The 16,648-nt window shown below is 72.0% G+C and carries 13 protein-coding genes; 4 read left to right on the top strand and 9 right to left on the bottom strand.

The window, feature by feature from the left end; all coding sequences use genetic code 11:
* Positions 1-200: 200 nt before the first annotated feature.
* The gene (locus tag LZ604_RS01880) at positions 201-878 is read right to left on the bottom strand and encodes a response regulator transcription factor (RefSeq protein ID WP_086747411.1); all 678 of its coding nucleotides are present in this window, start codon (positions 876-878) and stop codon (positions 201-203) included.
* A 578-nt stretch (positions 879-1,456) separates the two neighbouring features.
* Here LZ604_RS01880 and LZ604_RS01875 point away from each other — a divergent pair.
* Positions 1,457-2,995, top strand: a complete 1,539-nt coding sequence (locus LZ604_RS01875; protein WP_234511793.1) for a peptide MFS transporter — start codon at positions 1,457-1,459, stop codon at positions 2,993-2,995.
* 66 nt (positions 2,996-3,061) lie between these two features.
* On the opposite strand, the gene LZ604_RS01870 is transcribed toward LZ604_RS01875, so the two are convergent.
* From LZ604_RS01870 to LZ604_RS01855, 4 genes are all read right to left on the bottom strand, one after another.
* Positions 3,062-4,105 (bottom strand): hypothetical protein, encoded by a 1,044-nt coding sequence (locus tag LZ604_RS01870; RefSeq protein ID WP_234511790.1) that lies wholly within the window; start codon positions 4,103-4,105, stop codon positions 3,062-3,064.
* 172 nt (positions 4,106-4,277) lie between these two features.
* The gene (locus LZ604_RS01865) at positions 4,278-5,033 is read right to left on the bottom strand and encodes an LPXTG cell wall anchor domain-containing protein (protein WP_234511788.1); all 756 of its coding nucleotides are present in this window, start codon (positions 5,031-5,033) and stop codon (positions 4,278-4,280) included.
* Positions 5,034-5,237: 204 nt separating this feature from the next.
* Positions 5,238-5,783, bottom strand: coding sequence for an ATP-binding protein (locus LZ604_RS01860; protein WP_234511786.1), 546 nt, complete (start codon positions 5,781-5,783; stop codon positions 5,238-5,240).
* Positions 5,784-6,040: 257 nt separating this feature from the next.
* Positions 6,041-6,409, bottom strand: coding sequence for an STAS domain-containing protein (locus LZ604_RS01855; protein ID WP_234511784.1), 369 nt, complete (start codon positions 6,407-6,409; stop codon positions 6,041-6,043).
* A gap of 248 nt (positions 6,410-6,657) precedes the next feature.
* Here LZ604_RS01855 and LZ604_RS01850 point away from each other — a divergent pair, with 248 nt between their 5' ends.
* Together LZ604_RS01850 and LZ604_RS01845 are read left to right on the top strand one after the other, a co-directional pair.
* Entirely contained in the window at positions 6,658-7,584 is a 927-nt protein-coding gene (locus tag LZ604_RS01850; RefSeq protein WP_234511782.1) for an RNA polymerase sigma factor SigF, read from the top strand.
* 191 nt (positions 7,585-7,775) lie between these two features.
* Entirely contained in the window at positions 7,776-9,326 is a 1,551-nt protein-coding gene (locus LZ604_RS01845) for an RICIN domain-containing protein (protein ID WP_234511779.1), read from the top strand.
* A gap of 3 nt (positions 9,327-9,329) precedes the next feature.
* Here LZ604_RS01845 and hutI read toward each other — a convergent pair whose 3' ends face one another.
* The 4 genes from hutI to hutU form a co-directional block, all read right to left on the bottom strand.
* Positions 9,330-10,505 carry an imidazolonepropionase gene (gene hutI, locus LZ604_RS01840; RefSeq protein ID WP_234511777.1) on the bottom strand — a complete coding sequence of 392 codons (1,176 nt, stop codon included), beginning with the start codon at positions 10,503-10,505 and terminating at the stop codon, positions 9,330-9,332.
* A gap of 35 nt (positions 10,506-10,540) precedes the next feature.
* The gene (locus tag LZ604_RS01835) at positions 10,541-11,875 is read right to left on the bottom strand and encodes a formimidoylglutamate deiminase (RefSeq protein ID WP_234511775.1); all 1,335 of its coding nucleotides are present in this window, start codon (positions 11,873-11,875) and stop codon (positions 10,541-10,543) included.
* On the bottom strand, positions 11,872-13,080 hold the full coding sequence (locus LZ604_RS01830; protein WP_234511919.1) for an allantoate amidohydrolase: 1,209 nt from the start codon (positions 13,078-13,080) through the stop codon (positions 11,872-11,874). The genes LZ604_RS01835 and LZ604_RS01830 overlap by 4 nt, the downstream gene beginning before the upstream one ends.
* Positions 13,081-13,148: 68 nt before the next feature.
* Entirely contained in the window at positions 13,149-14,813 is a 1,665-nt protein-coding gene (gene hutU, locus LZ604_RS01825) for a urocanate hydratase (protein WP_234511773.1), read from the bottom strand.
* A 227-nt stretch (positions 14,814-15,040) separates the two neighbouring features.
* On the opposite strand from hutU, the gene LZ604_RS01820 reads away from it, so the two are divergent.
* Complete coding sequence (locus tag LZ604_RS01820) at positions 15,041-16,429, top strand: type III PLP-dependent enzyme domain-containing protein (RefSeq protein WP_234511771.1); 1,389 nt, start codon at positions 15,041-15,043, stop codon at positions 16,427-16,429.
* Positions 16,430-16,648 lie beyond the last annotated feature (219 nt).

Here is a 16,648-nt window from a genome sequence, read left to right as displayed (position 1 = left end):
GGCTTTACGACGACCAGTGTGCCCCGGGCTCCCCGGCACCTCGCAGGGGCGGCGGCCCTCGACGGGCGCCGAGCCGTGACGTCGCCCGGCCCGGCCGTCGACGTCGCCCGGCCCGGCCGTCACGGACGCGCGGCCGTGGCGGCGTGACGCGCGTAGCCACGCCGACCGCGCCCCGCCCGCCCGGCCGAGCCCGACGGCACCTAGTTCTTCTCGAAGCGGAAGCCCACTCCCCGCACCGTGGCGATGTACCGCGGGTTGGCCGCGTCGTCCCCCAGCTTCTTGCGCAGCCAGGAGATGTGCATGTCCAGGGTCTTGGTGGACGACCACCACGTCGTGTCCCAGACCTCCCGCATCAGCTGGTCGCGCGTGACGACCCGGCCCGCGTCCCGGACCAGGACCCGCAGCAGGTCGAACTCCTTCGCGGTGAGCTGGAGCTCCTCGTCCCCCATCCACGCACGGTGGGACTCGACGTCGATGCGCACCCCGTGCGTGGCGGGCGGCTGCGCCGGCTCGGTGGCGCCGCGCCGCAGCAACGCCCGGACGCGGGCCAGCAGTTCCGCCAGCCGGAACGGCTTGGTGACGTAGTCGTCGGCGCCCGCGTCGAGACCGACGACGGTGTCCACCTCGTCGGCCCGTGCGGTCAGGATGAGGATCGGGACGGTGTGGCCCTCGGCGCGTAGCCTCCGGGCCACCTCCAGGCCGTCCATGCCGGGCAGCCCGAGGTCCAGTACGACCAGGTCGACGCCGCCCTGCATCCCGGCGTCGAGCGCGGTGGGTCCGTCCTCGCGCACTTCGACCTCGTAACCCTCCCGGCGGAGGGCACGGGCCAGCGGCTCCGAGATGGACGCGTCGTCCTCGGCGAGCAGTACACGGGTCATGGGGTGATGGTAGTCCGCCTACGACCAGAGCAAAGGTGTGATCGCGGGTGTGACCGGCACAGGCGGATTCTTACCTTCCGCCGCGACCACGCGGCGAACCGGCCCATGGTCACGGAGCGCATTCGCGCCTGCGCCTCGGAGGTGTCATCCTGGGAAGGACCTTCGAATAGGCGTTCAAGGTTGCGGGCTCACCTGTGATCCCGGTCTCAAGTCCTTCCATATCCGACACTGTCATGCCGTATGGTGACCGAAACGCCTGTAGCACCACCAGAGACCTTTGGCGGGTACTCGACGCTGAAAGGTCTCTTTTGCGTGCGGGCTGGTTGTCCCCAGCCTGAGGAATGACCTGTGGCCGGGCCTCGGGCGCATCGACACAGACGCGCACGGAGGCGTGGATCCCGGTGACCGCCGTCCGCCGCTCCGTGACCCGGAGCGGACACCCCGTGGGCGTGGGGGTGGACGACCGGTCCCGCCGGAGCCGGCCGCCCCATACCGGGTGCGCATGAACCCCGACCTCTCGGCTCCGCCCGAGCGGAGGGACACCCACGGCAGCGCGCCCCGACCAGCAAGGAACGACCATGGCGTCCAGCCTGACGAAGGACTCGGTCCGCCCGGGCACACCCGGGTCCGAGAAGACCTTCTTCGGCCACCCCCGCGGACTGGCCACTCTCTTCATGACCGAGATGTGGGAGCGTTTCAGCTTCTACGGCATGAGGGCACTGCTCGTCGTCTATCTGCTCTCCGGCGGCCCCGACGCCAAGAAGGGCAGCATGGGCGGTGGCCTCGGCATGGACCTGGCCACCACGACGGCTATCTACTCCGTCTACCTGTCGATGGTGTACCTGCTCGCCATGCCCGGCGGCTGGCTCGGCGACCGCGTCTGGGGCCCCCGCAAGACGGTGGCGATCGCCGCTGTCACGATCATGTCCGGCCATGTGGTGCTGGCGCTGCCCGGCGGTCAGGCTCCCTTCTTCGCCGGTCTGGCTCTGGTCGCGCTCGGCTCCGGTCTGCTGAAGGCCAACATCTCCACCATGGTCGGCCACCTCTACAACGGCCCGGACGACCCGCGCCGTGACGGTGGCTTCACGATCTTCTACATGGGCATCAACGCGGGTGCCTTCTTCGCGCCGCTGGTCATCGGTACCGTCGGCCAGCAGGTGAGCTGGCACCTGGGCTTCGGTCTGGCCGCCGTGGGTATGGCGATCGGCCTCGCGGCCTTCCTCATCGGCACCCGCACCCTGGACCCGAAGAGCAGCGTCGTCCCCAAGCCGCTGGACACCGCCGAGCGCGCCTCCTGGCTGCGCAAGGGTCTGCTGTGGCTGGCCGTCGCGGCCGTCTTCTACGGCATCGTCGGCTTCAGCGGCCACTTCACCCTGAACTGGGCGATGATCCCGCTCACCGTCATCGGCCTGATCATCCCGGCCGGTGTGCTGCTGCGCATCAAGCGGGACAAGGAGCTGTCGGCCGTCGAGCAGTCGAAGATGACCGGCTACATCTGGTTCTTCGTCGCGGCCGCCGCCTTCTGGATGATCTACGACCAGGGCGGCTCCACGGTCCAGGCCTTCGGCGAGACCAAGGCCTCCGGCTCGCTGCTGGGCTTCGACTTCCCGTCCTCCTGGTACCAGTCGCTGAACCCGGTGTTCATCATGGCGCTGGCGCCGGTCTTCGCCTGGTTCTGGATCTGGCTGAGCCGCCGGAGCAAGGAGCCGAGCACGGTCGCCAAGTTCGCGGCCGGTCTGTTCTTCATCGGCGTCTCGTTCTTCTTCTTCCTGCTGCCGCTGGGCATGGCCACCAACGGCACGCTGGTCAGCCCGATGTGGCTGGTGGGCATCTACCTGATCCAGACCGTGGGCGAGCTGTGCATCTCCCCGGTCGGCCTGTCGGTGACGACGAAGATGGCGCCGGCCAAGTACGCCAGCCAGATGATGGGCGTCTGGTTCCTCGCGGTCACCGCGGGCGACTCGGTGACCAGCCTGCTGTCCAACCCGGCCGTGGCCGGTGTGGACCTCAGCGGCACGGCAGCGGTCGCCGTGGAGGCGGCCCTCGCCTCCCTCGCGGGCATCGCGGTCTACATGTACCGCCGGAAGGTCAAGACCCTGATGGGCGACGTCCACTGACGTCCCCCGGACACACGGAAAAGGGCCGCGGCACCCTGGGTGCCGCGGCCCTTTTCCGTGTGTCCGTCAGGTCCCGGGCGGCGGAGCGTCGGCCCCCGCCCCACCTCCCGGATCCGTGTCCGGGCAGAACCAGGGCAGCGCCGTCGCGGCGCGGAGTGCGGGGCCGGGCGGCGAGGGGTGCGGCCCCAGCGGGCGCGGGAGGAGCCCCGGCAGCCGCGGCCCGCGGTGGCGTACCGCCCGCCCCGCCGGCCCGCGCGGCCGTACCCGCTCCACGACGGCCATGCCGAGCCGGAACACGGCCGCCGGCACGACCACGCAGACCATGAGCCAGAAGACGGTGACGCCCCAGGGGCGGCCCGCACCCCACGGCTGTTCGGCGAGGACCCGCCCGCCGTACTCGAGGGAGACGGTGTAGTCGCCGTGGGCGCCCGCCGGAAGGTCCACCGGCAGTTCGATCCGCGCCTTGCCGCCGGGCGCGAGGGTGCCTTGCCAGCGCTGCTCGTCCCACTGGGGGGCGAACACCCCGTGGGAGGTGCCGACCCGGAAGACCGGGTCCTTCACCGGCGAGCGGCCGGCGTTGCCGACGGTGAACACGAGCGTGCGGGACGGCGGCGCCCCGAACCAGGTCAGCAGCCCGTCGGCACCGTCGAGCCGGGTGTCCGTCAGCAGCGACAGACGCCCGGAGGCGGACTCGGCGGGCAGGGGCTCGACCGCGTGCCCGGCGATCTGCAAGGCCGCGTCGGCATCCGCCCCGGCCCCGGTGACGGTGGCGACGTGCACCACGCAGGGGCACGGCACGGGCGGCTCGGCGACCGGAAGCCCCCGGCGGAACGTCCCCCGGGCGTCGGTGGTGACGGCCCGCCCGTCGGCGTTGGCGCAGAAGTCAGTGGAGCCGGTCAGACCCCGGGAGGGCACGGACTGCCCGCAGATCAGGATCGTCAGCAGGGCCCCGGGCCGCCAGCCGGTGCCGGTCACGGTGATCGAACCGCCCGCTCCGGCCTGGGAGGCGGACAGATGGACGGTCGGTCGGCCGGTGCCCCGGGCGGGCGCGGCCAGGGGCACGAGAACGAGCACGAGCACCGCCGCCAGCGCCGGGATCCACCGCTTCACGTCACCGCTCCCGTCAACTCGACTTCCGTGGGCGGCATCCGCCACTCGCGGGTCCGGCGGGCGGCGCCCGCGACGTCGTACGAGCGCGCCGAAAGCCGTGGGCGCCGCGCTCGCGACGGCATACGACCGGGTCGGCGTCCGGAGCCGCGGCGCCACCCCTCGCGGGGTGCGCTCAGGGGCGCGCCGCCTGGTTGCGGCGAGTCAGCCAGAGGACCCCGGCCGCGCCGGCGAGCAGCACCGTGCCGCCGAGGGTGCCCAGGGCGATGGCGGAGTCGTCGGGGCCGGTCCGCGGGAGCTGGCCGCCGGAGCCCGCACCGCTCGTGGAGGAGCCGGAGGAACCTGAGGAACCTGAGGAACCTGAGGAACCTGACGAGCCTGACGACCCTGATGAGCTTGAGGTTCCTGAGGAGCCGCCGCCCGAGGCGGAGACGTCGAGGGTCAGGGACGGGCCCGGGCTGTTGGTGGGCGAGCAGGTGGTCGTCGTGCCGAGCGCCTTGATGGTCAGCACGGCCGCGGTGAAGGTGACCTTGCCGGTCTTCTTCGGGGTGTAGGTGCCGCTCAGGTCGTTGACCTTGATGGGGGTGTTCGGGGGGATCGCCGTCTGGTTGGCCGGGCCGGTCACCGTCATGGTGCCGCCGTCGGCGCCGCCCAGAGCGATGGTGGCGCTCGGGTTCATCGCCCCCTTGCCCAGTTCCACCGGGCTGGAGGAGACGCCCTTCTGCCAGGACATGGTGATCTTGTAGCCGCTGCCGCTCCGGACGCCCTTGATGTCGATGGGCGACACGGCGGTCTTGACGCCGATCGGCGTCTGGCACCGGTAGTTGACGTCGACGACGTCGGCCCGGGCCTCGGGCGCGGCCAGCAACACCGCCGAGCCGGCCAGGGCCGCGGCGGACGCGAGGGCGGCGGTTCGCTTGTGGTACGACACGGTCGCCTCATTCCTGACGGCACATCAGATGGGCCGTCAAGGTACGCCCGGGGTCGTATGGAGGGAAGACACGGTGCGCGCCGGATGTGCGGTGATCCGGCGCGCAGTCGGTGAGCGGTGGGTAAAGGTGTCCGTGCCGCGGGAGGGAGAGCTCGTACGGGAGTGCGGCCTCGCGGGGCGGCTCCGCCGTGCGGCCGGGCGGGATCAGGCGGGGGCGCCCAGCTCCGCCCACACGGTCTTGCCCGCCACGCCGGGCGTGCGCACGACCCCCCAGTCCAGACACAGCCGCTGCACGATGAACATCCCGTGCCCCCCGGGACGCCCGGCGCGGTGCGGGGTGCGCGGGGCGGGCTGACCCGCGCCACGGTCGGCGACCTCGATGCGCAGCACCTTGTTGTCACAGGCGATCCGCAGCTCCTGCGGGCCCTCGGCGTGCAGGCAGGCGTTGGTGACGAGCTCGGAGACGACGAGCAGTACGTCCTCGGCGGCGGCCCGGTGGTCGGCGGTGGCGGCGGGCAGCCAGCCCCATGCGTACAGCGCCTGGCGGGTGAAGTCGCGAGCGAGCGGGACGACGCCGCTCTCGTCCTCGAAGCTCAGCCTGCGGACCTGCCGGCCACGGCCTGGCGCCGCCCCCTCGCCGGATCCACCGGACGAGGCGCCCTGGGCGGGCGGCCCCTGCGCGGACGTCCCGGAAGCGCCGCTGGGCTCGGGGCCGCGGTCGCCCGGCGAGTAGGGCCGGGTGGTGCTCATCAGCGCTTCACCTCACCGATTCACCAGTTCACGATTCAAAAGTCTCAGTACGGGGATGGGTGGCGTTTTCGCCAGTTGTTGCTCGTGCTGTGCGCGAGGGCTCTTCTCCTGCGGTTCTGGCCGGGGGCCGCCGACATGTTCAGCATGTCTCCTGCCCGACCGGACCGATGGAACACCCATGGATTCGGCCGGAACCTGTGACACCTGTAACGCGCCGGTCACAGAGAGGCACTCCAGGATGGGGCCCGCCCGCCGCATTACTGCTCCAGGGCCGCGTCCAGCGTGTCATGCACCGTGAAGACGGCGTCCGCCCCGGTGATCTCGAACACACGGGCCACCACGGGCTGCATCCCGACGAGATGGATCCCGCCCCCCGCGGCCTCGGCCTTCAGCCGGGCGGCGAGCAGCACGTTCAGCCCTGTGGAGTCGCAGAACTCCAGCCGTGAGCAGTCCACGACCAGGCGCGCGAACCCCTTCTCGAGGCAGTCCTCGAGTGGTTCACGCAACAAATCGGCGGTGTGGTGATCCAGCTCACCCGCCGGGGTTACGACGGCACTCGTGCCTTCGTGCCGCACCTCGACCAGAAGCCGGCCCGACTGTGCGCTGCCGACCGTCCCGCGGTCCATGCCGTCTCTCTCCCGACGTCGTCGCTGTTGGTGGACGCCCTCGAACACTACGCCTTCCTCACGTTTCCCGACACCCGAACAACCCTACTAAAACGGACATTTCACTACAGAGCGCACTTGCGGCGGCCAGACGAAAGCAGGTAGGGCTAGTAGGGACACCCGTACGACACGGCCGGCTTTGGAGGCGCCGCACACCGTAGAGCACGTATTGGCATCGGCTGCCATATGCCGAGAACGATGGAGGACACATGTCACCCCGGCTCGACGCATCGCAGAACAAGAGGGCGACGTCGGCACCCTCTCCGGCACGACCGGACGCGTACCCCACAGCCGGCCCCGCACACCCGGGCGGTGTCCCCGCTCCGCGCGGTCCGGTCGATCTCCCGGAGATCCCCCCGTACGACGAGGTGGGGGCCGTCGACGCACGGGCCCTGTCCAAGACGCTCTTCGAACGGCTGGAGTCGCTCGAGGAGGGCACGCACGCATACGCGTACGTCCGCAACACCCTCGTCGAACTGAACCTGGCGCTGGTCAAGTTCGCCGCCTCCCGCTTCCGCACGCGCAGCGAGCCGATGGAGGACATCATCCAGGTCGGCACGATCGGCCTGATCAAGGCCATCGACCGCTTCGAACTCAGCCGGGGCGTGGAGTTCCCCACCTTCGCCATGCCGACGATCATCGGCGAGATCAAGCGTTTCTTCCGTGACACGTCATGGTCCGTGCGCGTCCCGCGACGGCTGCAGGAACTCCGCCTCGACCTGGCGAAGGCCGGCGACGAACTCGCCCAGCAGCTCGACCGTGCACCCACCCCGACGGAACTCGCGGAGCGCCTCGGCCTCTCGCGGGACGAGGTCGTCGAGGGCATGGCGGCGTCCAACGCCTATACGGCGAGCTCCCTCGACGCACAGCCGGAGGAGGACGACTCCGAGAGCGCGCTCGCGGACCGCATCGGATACGAGGACCACGGCCTCGAAGGCATCGAGTACATCGAGTCGTTGAAGCCGCTGATCGCCGAACTGCCGCCTCGGGACCGGAAGATCCTCTCGCTGCGGTTCGTGGCCAACATGACGCAGTCGGAGATCGGCGAGGAACTGGGCATCTCGCAGATGCACGTCTCGCGCCTGCTGACCCGGACGCTGGTACGGCTGCGCAAGGGACTCACGGTCGAGGAGTGAGTGGGGACGCTGTGCGGCAACCCGGACCGTACGACGGGGGGTTGCCGTAACGGCACCCGGCGGCACGCCGTCAGTTACCCGGGGAAACCTCTTTCCTCGGGAGTCCCCTTCCACCACTATGGTCACCCACCGAACCGGCTGGTACGCCAGGGTTCTGGCGCATGGCCGCGGGGGCGCGAGGAGGCAGGTGGATGGCCCGGGCCGACGGGACCGACAACGACGTCGAGACCACTGGCGGGGTGCACGCGGACGCGTCCGACGTGCGTCTCACCGAGTTGCTGCGGGCCGACACGCCCGGCGTCTATCCGGCGCTCCAGGAGCTGCGCGCGCGGCACCGGCCGTCCGTGCTCGAGTACGCCCGTGTGTGCACGACGAGCGAGTCGGCGGCACGGCAGCTCGCGGCGCAGGCGTTCACCCTCGCGGCCAGAGAAGCGGCACGCGGCAGCGACCCCGGTGTCCCGCTGCGGCACCACCTTCTGCTGCTGACCGTACGGCTGGCCTCCTCCTGGGCCCGCGACGAGCGGGCGGGCGGCCTCGACCCCGGCCTGCTGCTGGTGCTGAGCCGGGCGGGAGCAGCCGGTCCGCTCCCGCCGATGCTCGCCGCCTTCCGGTCCCTGCCGTCCCGCACCCAGGGCCTCGTCTGGTACGGGATCGTGGAGGGGGAACCCGAGGACCGCACGGCGGTCTTCCTCGGCCTGAGCCCCGAAGACGTCGCGGACCGCACCCAGCGGGCGCTGGCGGCCCTCGGCCAGGCTTCCCTCAGAGCCCGGCTCGCCGCCTCCGAGGACCCGCGCTGCGGTGACTTCCGCAGGCTGATCGAGGAGTCCGTACGGCCGGACCAGCCCCGCTACAGCACCGATCTGAACGCCCACATGGCGCACTGCCCGCACTGCACGGCCGCGTTCGAGGAACTGTCCGTCCTGCGCGACCAGCCGCGCGCGGCGCTCGCGGAGGGGCTGCTGCCGTGGCGCGGTACGGCCTACGTCACGCGCCGCGCGGCCGAGCCCCTGGCCGGAACCGGTGCCGCGACGGGCTCCTGGTCGCACTCCCGCCGGCTGGCCCTGGCCTCGGCGGCCCTCGGCGTGGCCCTCGTCCCCCTGCTCCTCTTCCTCGTGTCCTCGGGCGGCTCGCCGGAGCACTCCGCCCCGGCCGCCGCGACACCCCTGAACCCGCCGCCGGTGACGGTGACGACGACGGTCTCGGCACCCGCGCCTACGCCCTCCCCGACCTCCGCGTCCCCCTCTCCGTCTCCGTCCCCGTCCCCCTCCTCGACCCCGAGTCCCACGCCGTCGCGGACGCTGCGCCCGAAGCCGACTCCGAAACGCACCCCGTCCCATGCGCCGAACGGCACCTTCGCCCAGGTGGTGAACGCGGCCTCGGGCCTGTGCCTGGAGGTCGGCGGGGATTTCTACGACGGCACGGACGTCGTCATGGTGCCCTGCACCTCCTCCTCCAGCCAGCGGTGGCGCGTGGACTCCGAACGCAGTGTCCTGCAGTCGTCCGCCGACCCCGACTTCTGTCTGGACAGCCGCGGCTCGGTCGACAGAGGCGTCGGGGTCTGGGAGTGCTCCTCGGTCTACGGCCGCAACGGCCGGAACCTCATGTTCACCGTGGACGACGACGGTGTCATCCGCCCGGCCATCGCCATCGAGACCGCGCTCACCGCGAACGACGACGGCAGCCTGTCGCTGTCGCCGCTGACCGGGGGCGCGGAGCAGCGGTGGCGGGCGGGCGCGACCTGACGGTCAGACCACCCGCACGCCTCGCCGCCACACTCCGGTGACGAGCGGCACGCCGGGCCGGTAGGCCAGGTGGACATGGCTCGGGGCGTCGAGGAGGGCCAGGTCCGCGTACGCGCCCGGGGTGAGGCGGCCGATGTCCGTGCGGCGCAGGGCCTCGGCTCCGCCCGCCGTGGCCGACCAGACGGCCTCGTCCGGGGTCATCCCCATGTCCCGTACGGCCAGCGCGACGCAGAACGGGACCGAGGACGTGAAGGACGAGCCCGGGTTGCAGTCCGTGGACAGGGCCACCGTGACGCCCGCGTCGAGCAGCCGGCGGGCATCGGGCCACTGCGCGCGGGTGGAGAACTCGGCGCCCGGCAGAAGCGTGGCGACCGTACGGCCGTTGGCCAGCGCGTCGACGTCGGCGTCCGTCAGGTGGGTGCAGTGGTCGGCGCTGGCCGCGTCGAGTTCGACGGCGAGCTGCACTCCCGGGCCGTACGACAGCTGGTTGGCGTGGACGCGCGGGTGCAGGCCCTTCGCCCTGCCCGCGGTGAGGATCGCGCGGGCCTGGTCGCCGTCGAAGGCGCCCTTCTCGCAGAAGACGTCGATCCACCGGGCGTACGGGGCGCAGGCGTCGAGCATCTCACCGGTGACCAGGGCCACGTACGCGGCGGGGTCCTCGGCGTAGTCCGGGGAGACGATGTGGGCGCCAAGGTAGGTGACCTCGTCCGTGTGCGCGGACGCGATGCGCAGGGACCGTGCCTCGTCCCGGACGGTGAGGCCGTAGCCGGACTTCGTCTCGAAGGTGGTGGTGCCCTGGCGGAGGGCCTCGGTGAGGTAGCGCACCAGGCCGGCCTCCAGCTCCGCGTCCGATGCGGCCCGGGTCGCCGCGACCGTGGTGCGGATGCCGCCCGCCGAGTAGCCGCGGCCCGACATGCGGGCGTTGAACTCCTCGGTGCGGTCGCCCGCGAAGACGAGGTGCGAATGGGAGTCCACGAAGCCCGGGATCACCGCCCGGCCGCCGGCGTCGACCCGGTTGTCGGTGGCGGGTGCTTTGCTTGACTCACCGATCCACGCGACGCGGTCGCCGTCGATGACGACGGCCGCGTCCCGGATCAGTCCGAGGGGCGAAGTGTCACCGAGGGAGGGGTCGTTGGTGACCAGGCTGGCGATGTTGGTGATGACCGTGCTGCTGCTCATGGGTTCCTCGTGGGTGGCCGGACCGGTGGTGGACGTCAGGCGCGCAGGGCTTCGACGGCGTCCGTCAGCGCCCGCGGCACATCCGGTACGCGTGTGTGCGCCCCGTCGCGGACGATGTGCCGTCCGCCCACGACCGTATGGCGCACATCCGCTGCCGTCGCGGCGAAGACGGCCGTCTCCGCGCCCAGCCGCGGCAGCGGCCCCGCGGTCCTGACCGAGTCGAGCGCGATCGTCGTGAAGTCGGCGGGCGCACCGGCCTCCAGTACCCCCGCTCCCTCCCAGCCGAGTGCGGCGTGCCCGTCGGCGGAGGCGGCCCGCAGCAGCGCCGCCGCCGTCCAGTGGCCCCGTGTGCGGGTGCGCAGCCGCTCGTTGAGCTCCATGGCGCGCGCTTCCTCGAGCAGGTCGATGACGGCGTGGCTGTCGGAGCCCAGCGAGAGCGGGGAGCCGGCCGCCTGGAGTGCCTTGGCCGGGCCGATGCCGTCCGCGAGGTCCCGCTCGGTGGTCGGGCACATGCAGGTGCCGGTGGAGGTGGAGCCGATCAGCCGGATGTCCTCGTCCGTGAGGTGGGTGTTGTGGACGCCCGTGGTGCGCGGCCCGAGGACGCCGTGGTCGGCGAGGAGCTGCGTCGGGGTGCGGCCGTGGGCCTCCAGGCAGGCGTTGTTCTCCGCCGTCTGCTCGGACAGGTGGACATGCAGCGGGGCCCGCCGCTCCTCGGCCCAGCGCGCCACCGTCGCCAGCTGCGTGGCCGGCACGGCCCGTACGGAGTGGACGGCCGCACCGATCCGCGCGTGATCCCGTTCTTTGAGAAGTGAACAGCGTTCTGCCCAGGCCTCGGCGGTGCCGTCGGAGAAGCGGAGCTGATGGGCGTTGGGCGGCTGTCCGAAGCCGGAGGAGAGATAGGCGGTGTCGAGGAGGGTGATGCGGATGCCGGCCTCGGCGGCGGCGTCGATGAGCGCCTCGCCCATGGCGTTGGGGTCGGCGTAGGGCGTGCCGTCCGGGGTGTGGTGAACGTAGTGGAACTCGCCGACCGCGGTGACACCGGCGAGCGCCATCTCCGCGTACACGGCGCGGGCGAGCGCGTGGTACGTCTGGGGGGTCAGCCGGTCGGCGAACGAGTACATGACCTCCCGCCAGGTCCAGAAGGTGCCGGAGCCGACCTGGACCGTGGAGCGCAGGGCCCGGTGGAAGGCGTGCGAGTGGGCGTTGGCGAGCCCGGGCAAGGTGAGCCCGCGCAGGATCTCGGCGCCGGGCGGCGGGGTGGCGGCGCCCCTGCGGACCGAGGTGATGCGGCCGCCGGCGACCTCCAGGGCGACGCCCGGCTCGACGGCGGGGTCGAGCCAGGCGTGTTCCAGCCAGTACGTCTGCGTCACCTGCGAACCAGCCCTTCCAGTACGTCGGCGAGTGCGGTCACCCCGGCCAGGCAGTCGTCCTCGGCGGCGTACTCGGCCGGGGAGTGGGAGACGCCCGTGGGGTTGCGCACGAACAGCATGGCGGTCGGAATGCTCCCGGAGAGGATCCCGGCGTCGTGTCCGGCACCGGTACCCAGGACGGGGACGGTCAGCCCCGGGTCCCGGTCCTTGCCGAGGATGCGGGCGAGCTCGTCGCGCAGGGCGTGGTCGAACTCGACGACGGGCGTGAAGGACTCACGGACGACGTCGAGGTCGATGCCGTGGGCCTCCGCGTACTCACGGGCCGCCTTCTCGACGCCGCCGACCACGGCGTCCAGGCTCGCCTGGTCGGCGGCCCGGGAGTCGAGCCAGCCGCGCACGAGGGAGGGGATGGCGTTGACGCCGTTCGGCTCCACGGCGATCTTGCCGAACGTGGCGACGGCACCGGCGAGTTCGGCTTCCCGGCGGGCGGCGAGGACGGTCTCCGCGTACGACAGCATGGGGTCGCGGCGGTCGACGAGCCGTGTGGTCCCCGCGTGGTTGGCCTCGCCGCGGAAGTCGAACCGCCACCGCCCGTGCGGCCAGATCGCGCTGGCGATGCCCACGGGGTCACCGCTCAGGTCCAGGGTCCGCCCCTGCTCGACATGCAGTTCGACGAACGCGCCGATACGGCCGAGCCGTTCGGGGTCGGGCCCGATGGCGTCGGGGTCGTATCCGGCGGCCTCCATGGCCCGCGGCAGCGTGATCCCGTCGCCGTCGGTGAGCCGGTGGGCCTGCTCGACGGTGAGCTGCCCGGCGGTCAGCCGCGATCCGACGCAGGCGAGACCGAAGCGGGCACCCTCCTCGTCCCCGAAGTTGACGATGGCGAAGGGCCTGCCGAACTCGACACCCCGCGCCCGCAGTTCGTCGAGGGCGGCGAAGGAGGAGACGACCCCGAGAGGCCCGTCGAAGGCGCCGCCGTCGGGCACGGAGTCCAGATGCGATCCGGTCACCACGGCGTCCCCTGCGGTGGGATCCCCCAGCCAGGCCCACTGGTTGCCGTTCCGGTCCACCTCGTGGACGAGCCCCCGGGCCCGGGCCTGCTCCTCGAACCAGGCCCGGCACTCCGAGTCGGCACCGGTCCAGGCGAAACGGCGGTAACCGCCGGAGCCGGGGTGCCGGCCGACGGGTGCCAGCTCCCGCCACATCTCGTGGAAGGAGCCGCCGGGCACGGGCCGGGGGGCGCCGCCCCCGCCCCGTGCGCGTTCTCCGTGCGTCACGCGTCGTCACCTTCACGCATCGGAACCCGCACGCCCCGCTCCCCGGCCACCGACTCCGCGATGTCGTACCCGGCGTCGACATGCCGGATGACACCCATGCCGGGGTCGTTCGTGAGCACTCGGCGGATCTTCTCGCCGGCGAGCTGCGTGCCGTCGGCCACCGTCACCTGCCCGGCGTGGATGGAGCGGCCCATACCGACCCCGCCACCGTGGTGGATGGACACCCACGACGCACCGGAGGCCACGTTGACCATGGCGTTGAGCAGCGGCCAGTCCGCGATCGCGTCGGAGCCGTCGAGCATCGCCTCGGTCTCGCGGTAGGGGGAGGCGACGGAGCCGCAGTCGAGGTGGTCGCGGCCGATGACGATCGGCGCGGCCAGCTCCCCGCTCGCCACCATGTCGTTGAACCGCTCACCGGCCTTGTCCCGCTCGCCGTAGCCGAGCCAGCAGATACGGGCGGGCAGGCCCTGGAAGTGGACGCGCTCGCCGGCCATCTTGATCCAGCGCGCGAGGGACTCGTTCTCGGGGAACAGGTCGAGGATGGCCCGGTCAGTCTTCGCGATGTCGGCCGGGTCGCCGGACAGCGCCGCCCACCGGAAGGGGCCCTTGCCCTCGCAGAACAGCGGCCGGATATAGGCGGGCACAAAGCCGGGGAAGGCGAAGGCGCGCTCGTATCCGGCCAGCTGCGCCTCGCCGCGGATGGAGTTGCCGTAGTCGAAGACCTCCGCGCCGGCGTCCATGAAGCCCACCATCGCCTCGACGTGCCGGGCCATCGACTCCCGGGCCCGTGCGGTGAAGCCGGCCGGGTCCTTGGCGGCGTAGGAGGCCATGTCCTCGAAGGCGACGCCGACCGGCAGGTAGGACAGCGGGTCGTGGGCCGAGGTCTGGTCGGTGACGATGTCGATGGGAGCGCCCATGGCGAGCAGCTGCGGGACGAGTTCGGCGGCATTGCCGAGGACACCGATGGACAGCGGCTTGCGCTGGTCGCGTGCCTCGACGGCGAGCTGGAGGGCGTGCTCCAGGGAGTCGGCCTTCACATCCAGGTAGCGGTGCTCGATGCGGCGCTCGATGGCGCGCGGGTCGCAGTCGATGCAGATCGCGACGCCGTCGTTCATCGTGACGGCGAGCGGCTGGGCGCCGCCCATGCCGCCGAGGCCGGCGGTCAGGGTGATCGTCCCGGCGAGGGTGCCGTCGAACTTCTTGGCGGCGACGGCGGCGAAGGTCTCGTAGGTGCCCTGGAGGATGCCCTGGGTGCCGATGTAGATCCACGAGCCGGCGGTCATCTGCCCGTACATGGTCAGCCCGAGGGCCTCCAGGCGACGGAACTCCTCCCAGTTGGCCCAGTCGCCGACGAGGTTGGAGTTGGCGATGAGGACGCGGGGTGCCCACTCGTGGGTCTGCATGACGCCGACGGGACGGCCGGACTGGACGAGCATCGTCTCGTCCTGCTTGAGGGTCCTCAGCGTGCGGACCATGGCGTCGAAGGAGCGCCAGTCGCGCGCGGCCTTGCCGGTGCCGCCGTAGACGACCAGCTTGTCGGGGTGCTCGGCGACCTCGGGGTCGAGGTTGTTCTGCAGCATCCGCAGGGCGGCCTCCTGCTGCCATCCCAGGGCGCTCGGTTCCGTGCCGCGGGGTGCTCGGACGGGGCGGGGTCCTGACATGGTCTGCCTCCTGGTGGACGGCCGCACGCGGCCGGGTGGGGGGCGCGCGGGGACTGTTGCAGTGGTTATTCACATCCTCGCGTCATGAATAGAGCTAGTCAATACGTTCGTGCGCCAGCACGGCGGCCGCGGGGGTGTTTGGCTGGAGACAGGGCCGCGAAGAGCGGTACGGGGGAACGGGGGTCGCGGCGAACATGAGGCGCGACCGGACGGGGGACGCGGTGAACATGAGGCACAGCGGGACGGAACTCGACAACCACCGGGACGGGGACGGGCGCCCCGACGACGTGAACCGGGTGGTGCGCCGGGACGAGGCCGTGCGCAGCGCCGTCGAGCAGGGACTTCTGGGGCCGGACGCGCCCCTCGTCGGCCTGCTGGACGTCGTCGGCATCCGGGACTCGGCGGCCGCGCTGCGGGCGGCCTTCGACGCGGTGGTCGCGCCCGGCACCCCGGTGCTGCACGCCTTCGCGGTGAAGGCGACCCCGCTGGTCCCGGTGCTGCGGCTGCTGCGGGAGGCGGGCATCGGCGCGGAGGTGGCGAGCCCCGGGGAGCTGGCGCTGGCCCGCGCGGCCGGAGTGGAGCCGGAACGGACGGTGCTGGACTCGCCCGCCAAGACGACGGCGGAGCTGCGGGAGGCGCTGGCGCTGGGCATCGCCGTGAACGTGGACAACCCTCAGGAGCTGGACCGCGTCGACGCCCTCATGCGGCAGACGAAGACGTCCTCCCCGCTCGGGATGCGCGTGAACCCGCAGGTCGGCGCCGGTGCGATCGACGCACTGTCCACGGCGACCGCGACCTCCAAGTTCGGGGTTGCACTGCGGGACGAGGGGGCGCGCGAGTGGCTGATCCGCGCCTGTGCCGACCGGCCCTGGCTGACCCGGCTGCACGCGCACTCCGGCTCCCAGGGAGTGCCGCTGTCGCTGATGGCGCGGGGCATCGCGGAGAGCTACGCGCTCGCCGAGGAGATCAACCGGCGGATCGGCCGCCGCCGGATCGACACGATCGACATCGGCGGCGGGCTGCCGGTCAACTTCACGTCGGACACCACGACACCGACGTACGCGCAGTACGCGCGGCTGCTGGCGGAGGCGGTTCCGGGGCTGTTCGACGGGCGGTACGGACTGGTCACGGAGTTCGGGCGGTCGCTGCTGGCCAAGCACGGGACCGTGGTGGCGCGGGTGGAGTACACCAAGCGCGCGGGCGGACGGGCCGTGGCGGTCACGCACGCGGGCGTGCAGGTCGCGACCCGCACGGTGTACGCGCCGGGGTCCTGGCCGCTGCGGATCGCGGCCTACGACGCCAAGGGGCACCCGAAGCAGGGGCCGACCGTGGTGCAGGACGTGGCCGGGCCGGCGTGCTTCGCCGGCGATCTGCTGGCCCAGGCACACGCGCTGCCGTTGCTCGAGCCGGGCGACCACGCGGCGGCCCTGGACACCGGGGCGTACTACTTCGCGCATCACTACGCGTACAACTCCCTGGCCCGCCCGGGGGTGTACGGCTACGCGCCGGACGAGGGCGGAGGCATCCGGTTCGCGGTCGTACGGGAGCCGCAGACCGTCGAGGAGATCGTGGCCGAGTCGGGCGGGGCGCGCGTAAGCGCACTGACGGATCTCTGAGCAGCCCGAGCACCCCCCCGGGGGCGGCGCCCCCCTCCGGGCGCACCGCCCGCATACCCGCAGGTCGGCAAGGGGGCACCCCCTCCGCCCCAACCGCCTTGCGAACAAGGTCAGTTGACCCACCTTAGTGATTCCGCGCATGTTCCACTGGAAAATGCCAGAACGCTCACCCCTTCGCGCACACGTTGCGTAGCCTCAGAGTCACTCATCCGTACCAGA

The sequence above is a fragment of the Streptomyces glomeratus genome, from assembly GCF_021462825.1.
Taxonomy (GTDB): domain Bacteria; phylum Actinomycetota; class Actinomycetes; order Streptomycetales; family Streptomycetaceae; genus Streptomyces; species Streptomyces glomeratus.
This window is presented reverse-complemented; position numbering and strand designations above follow the sequence as displayed.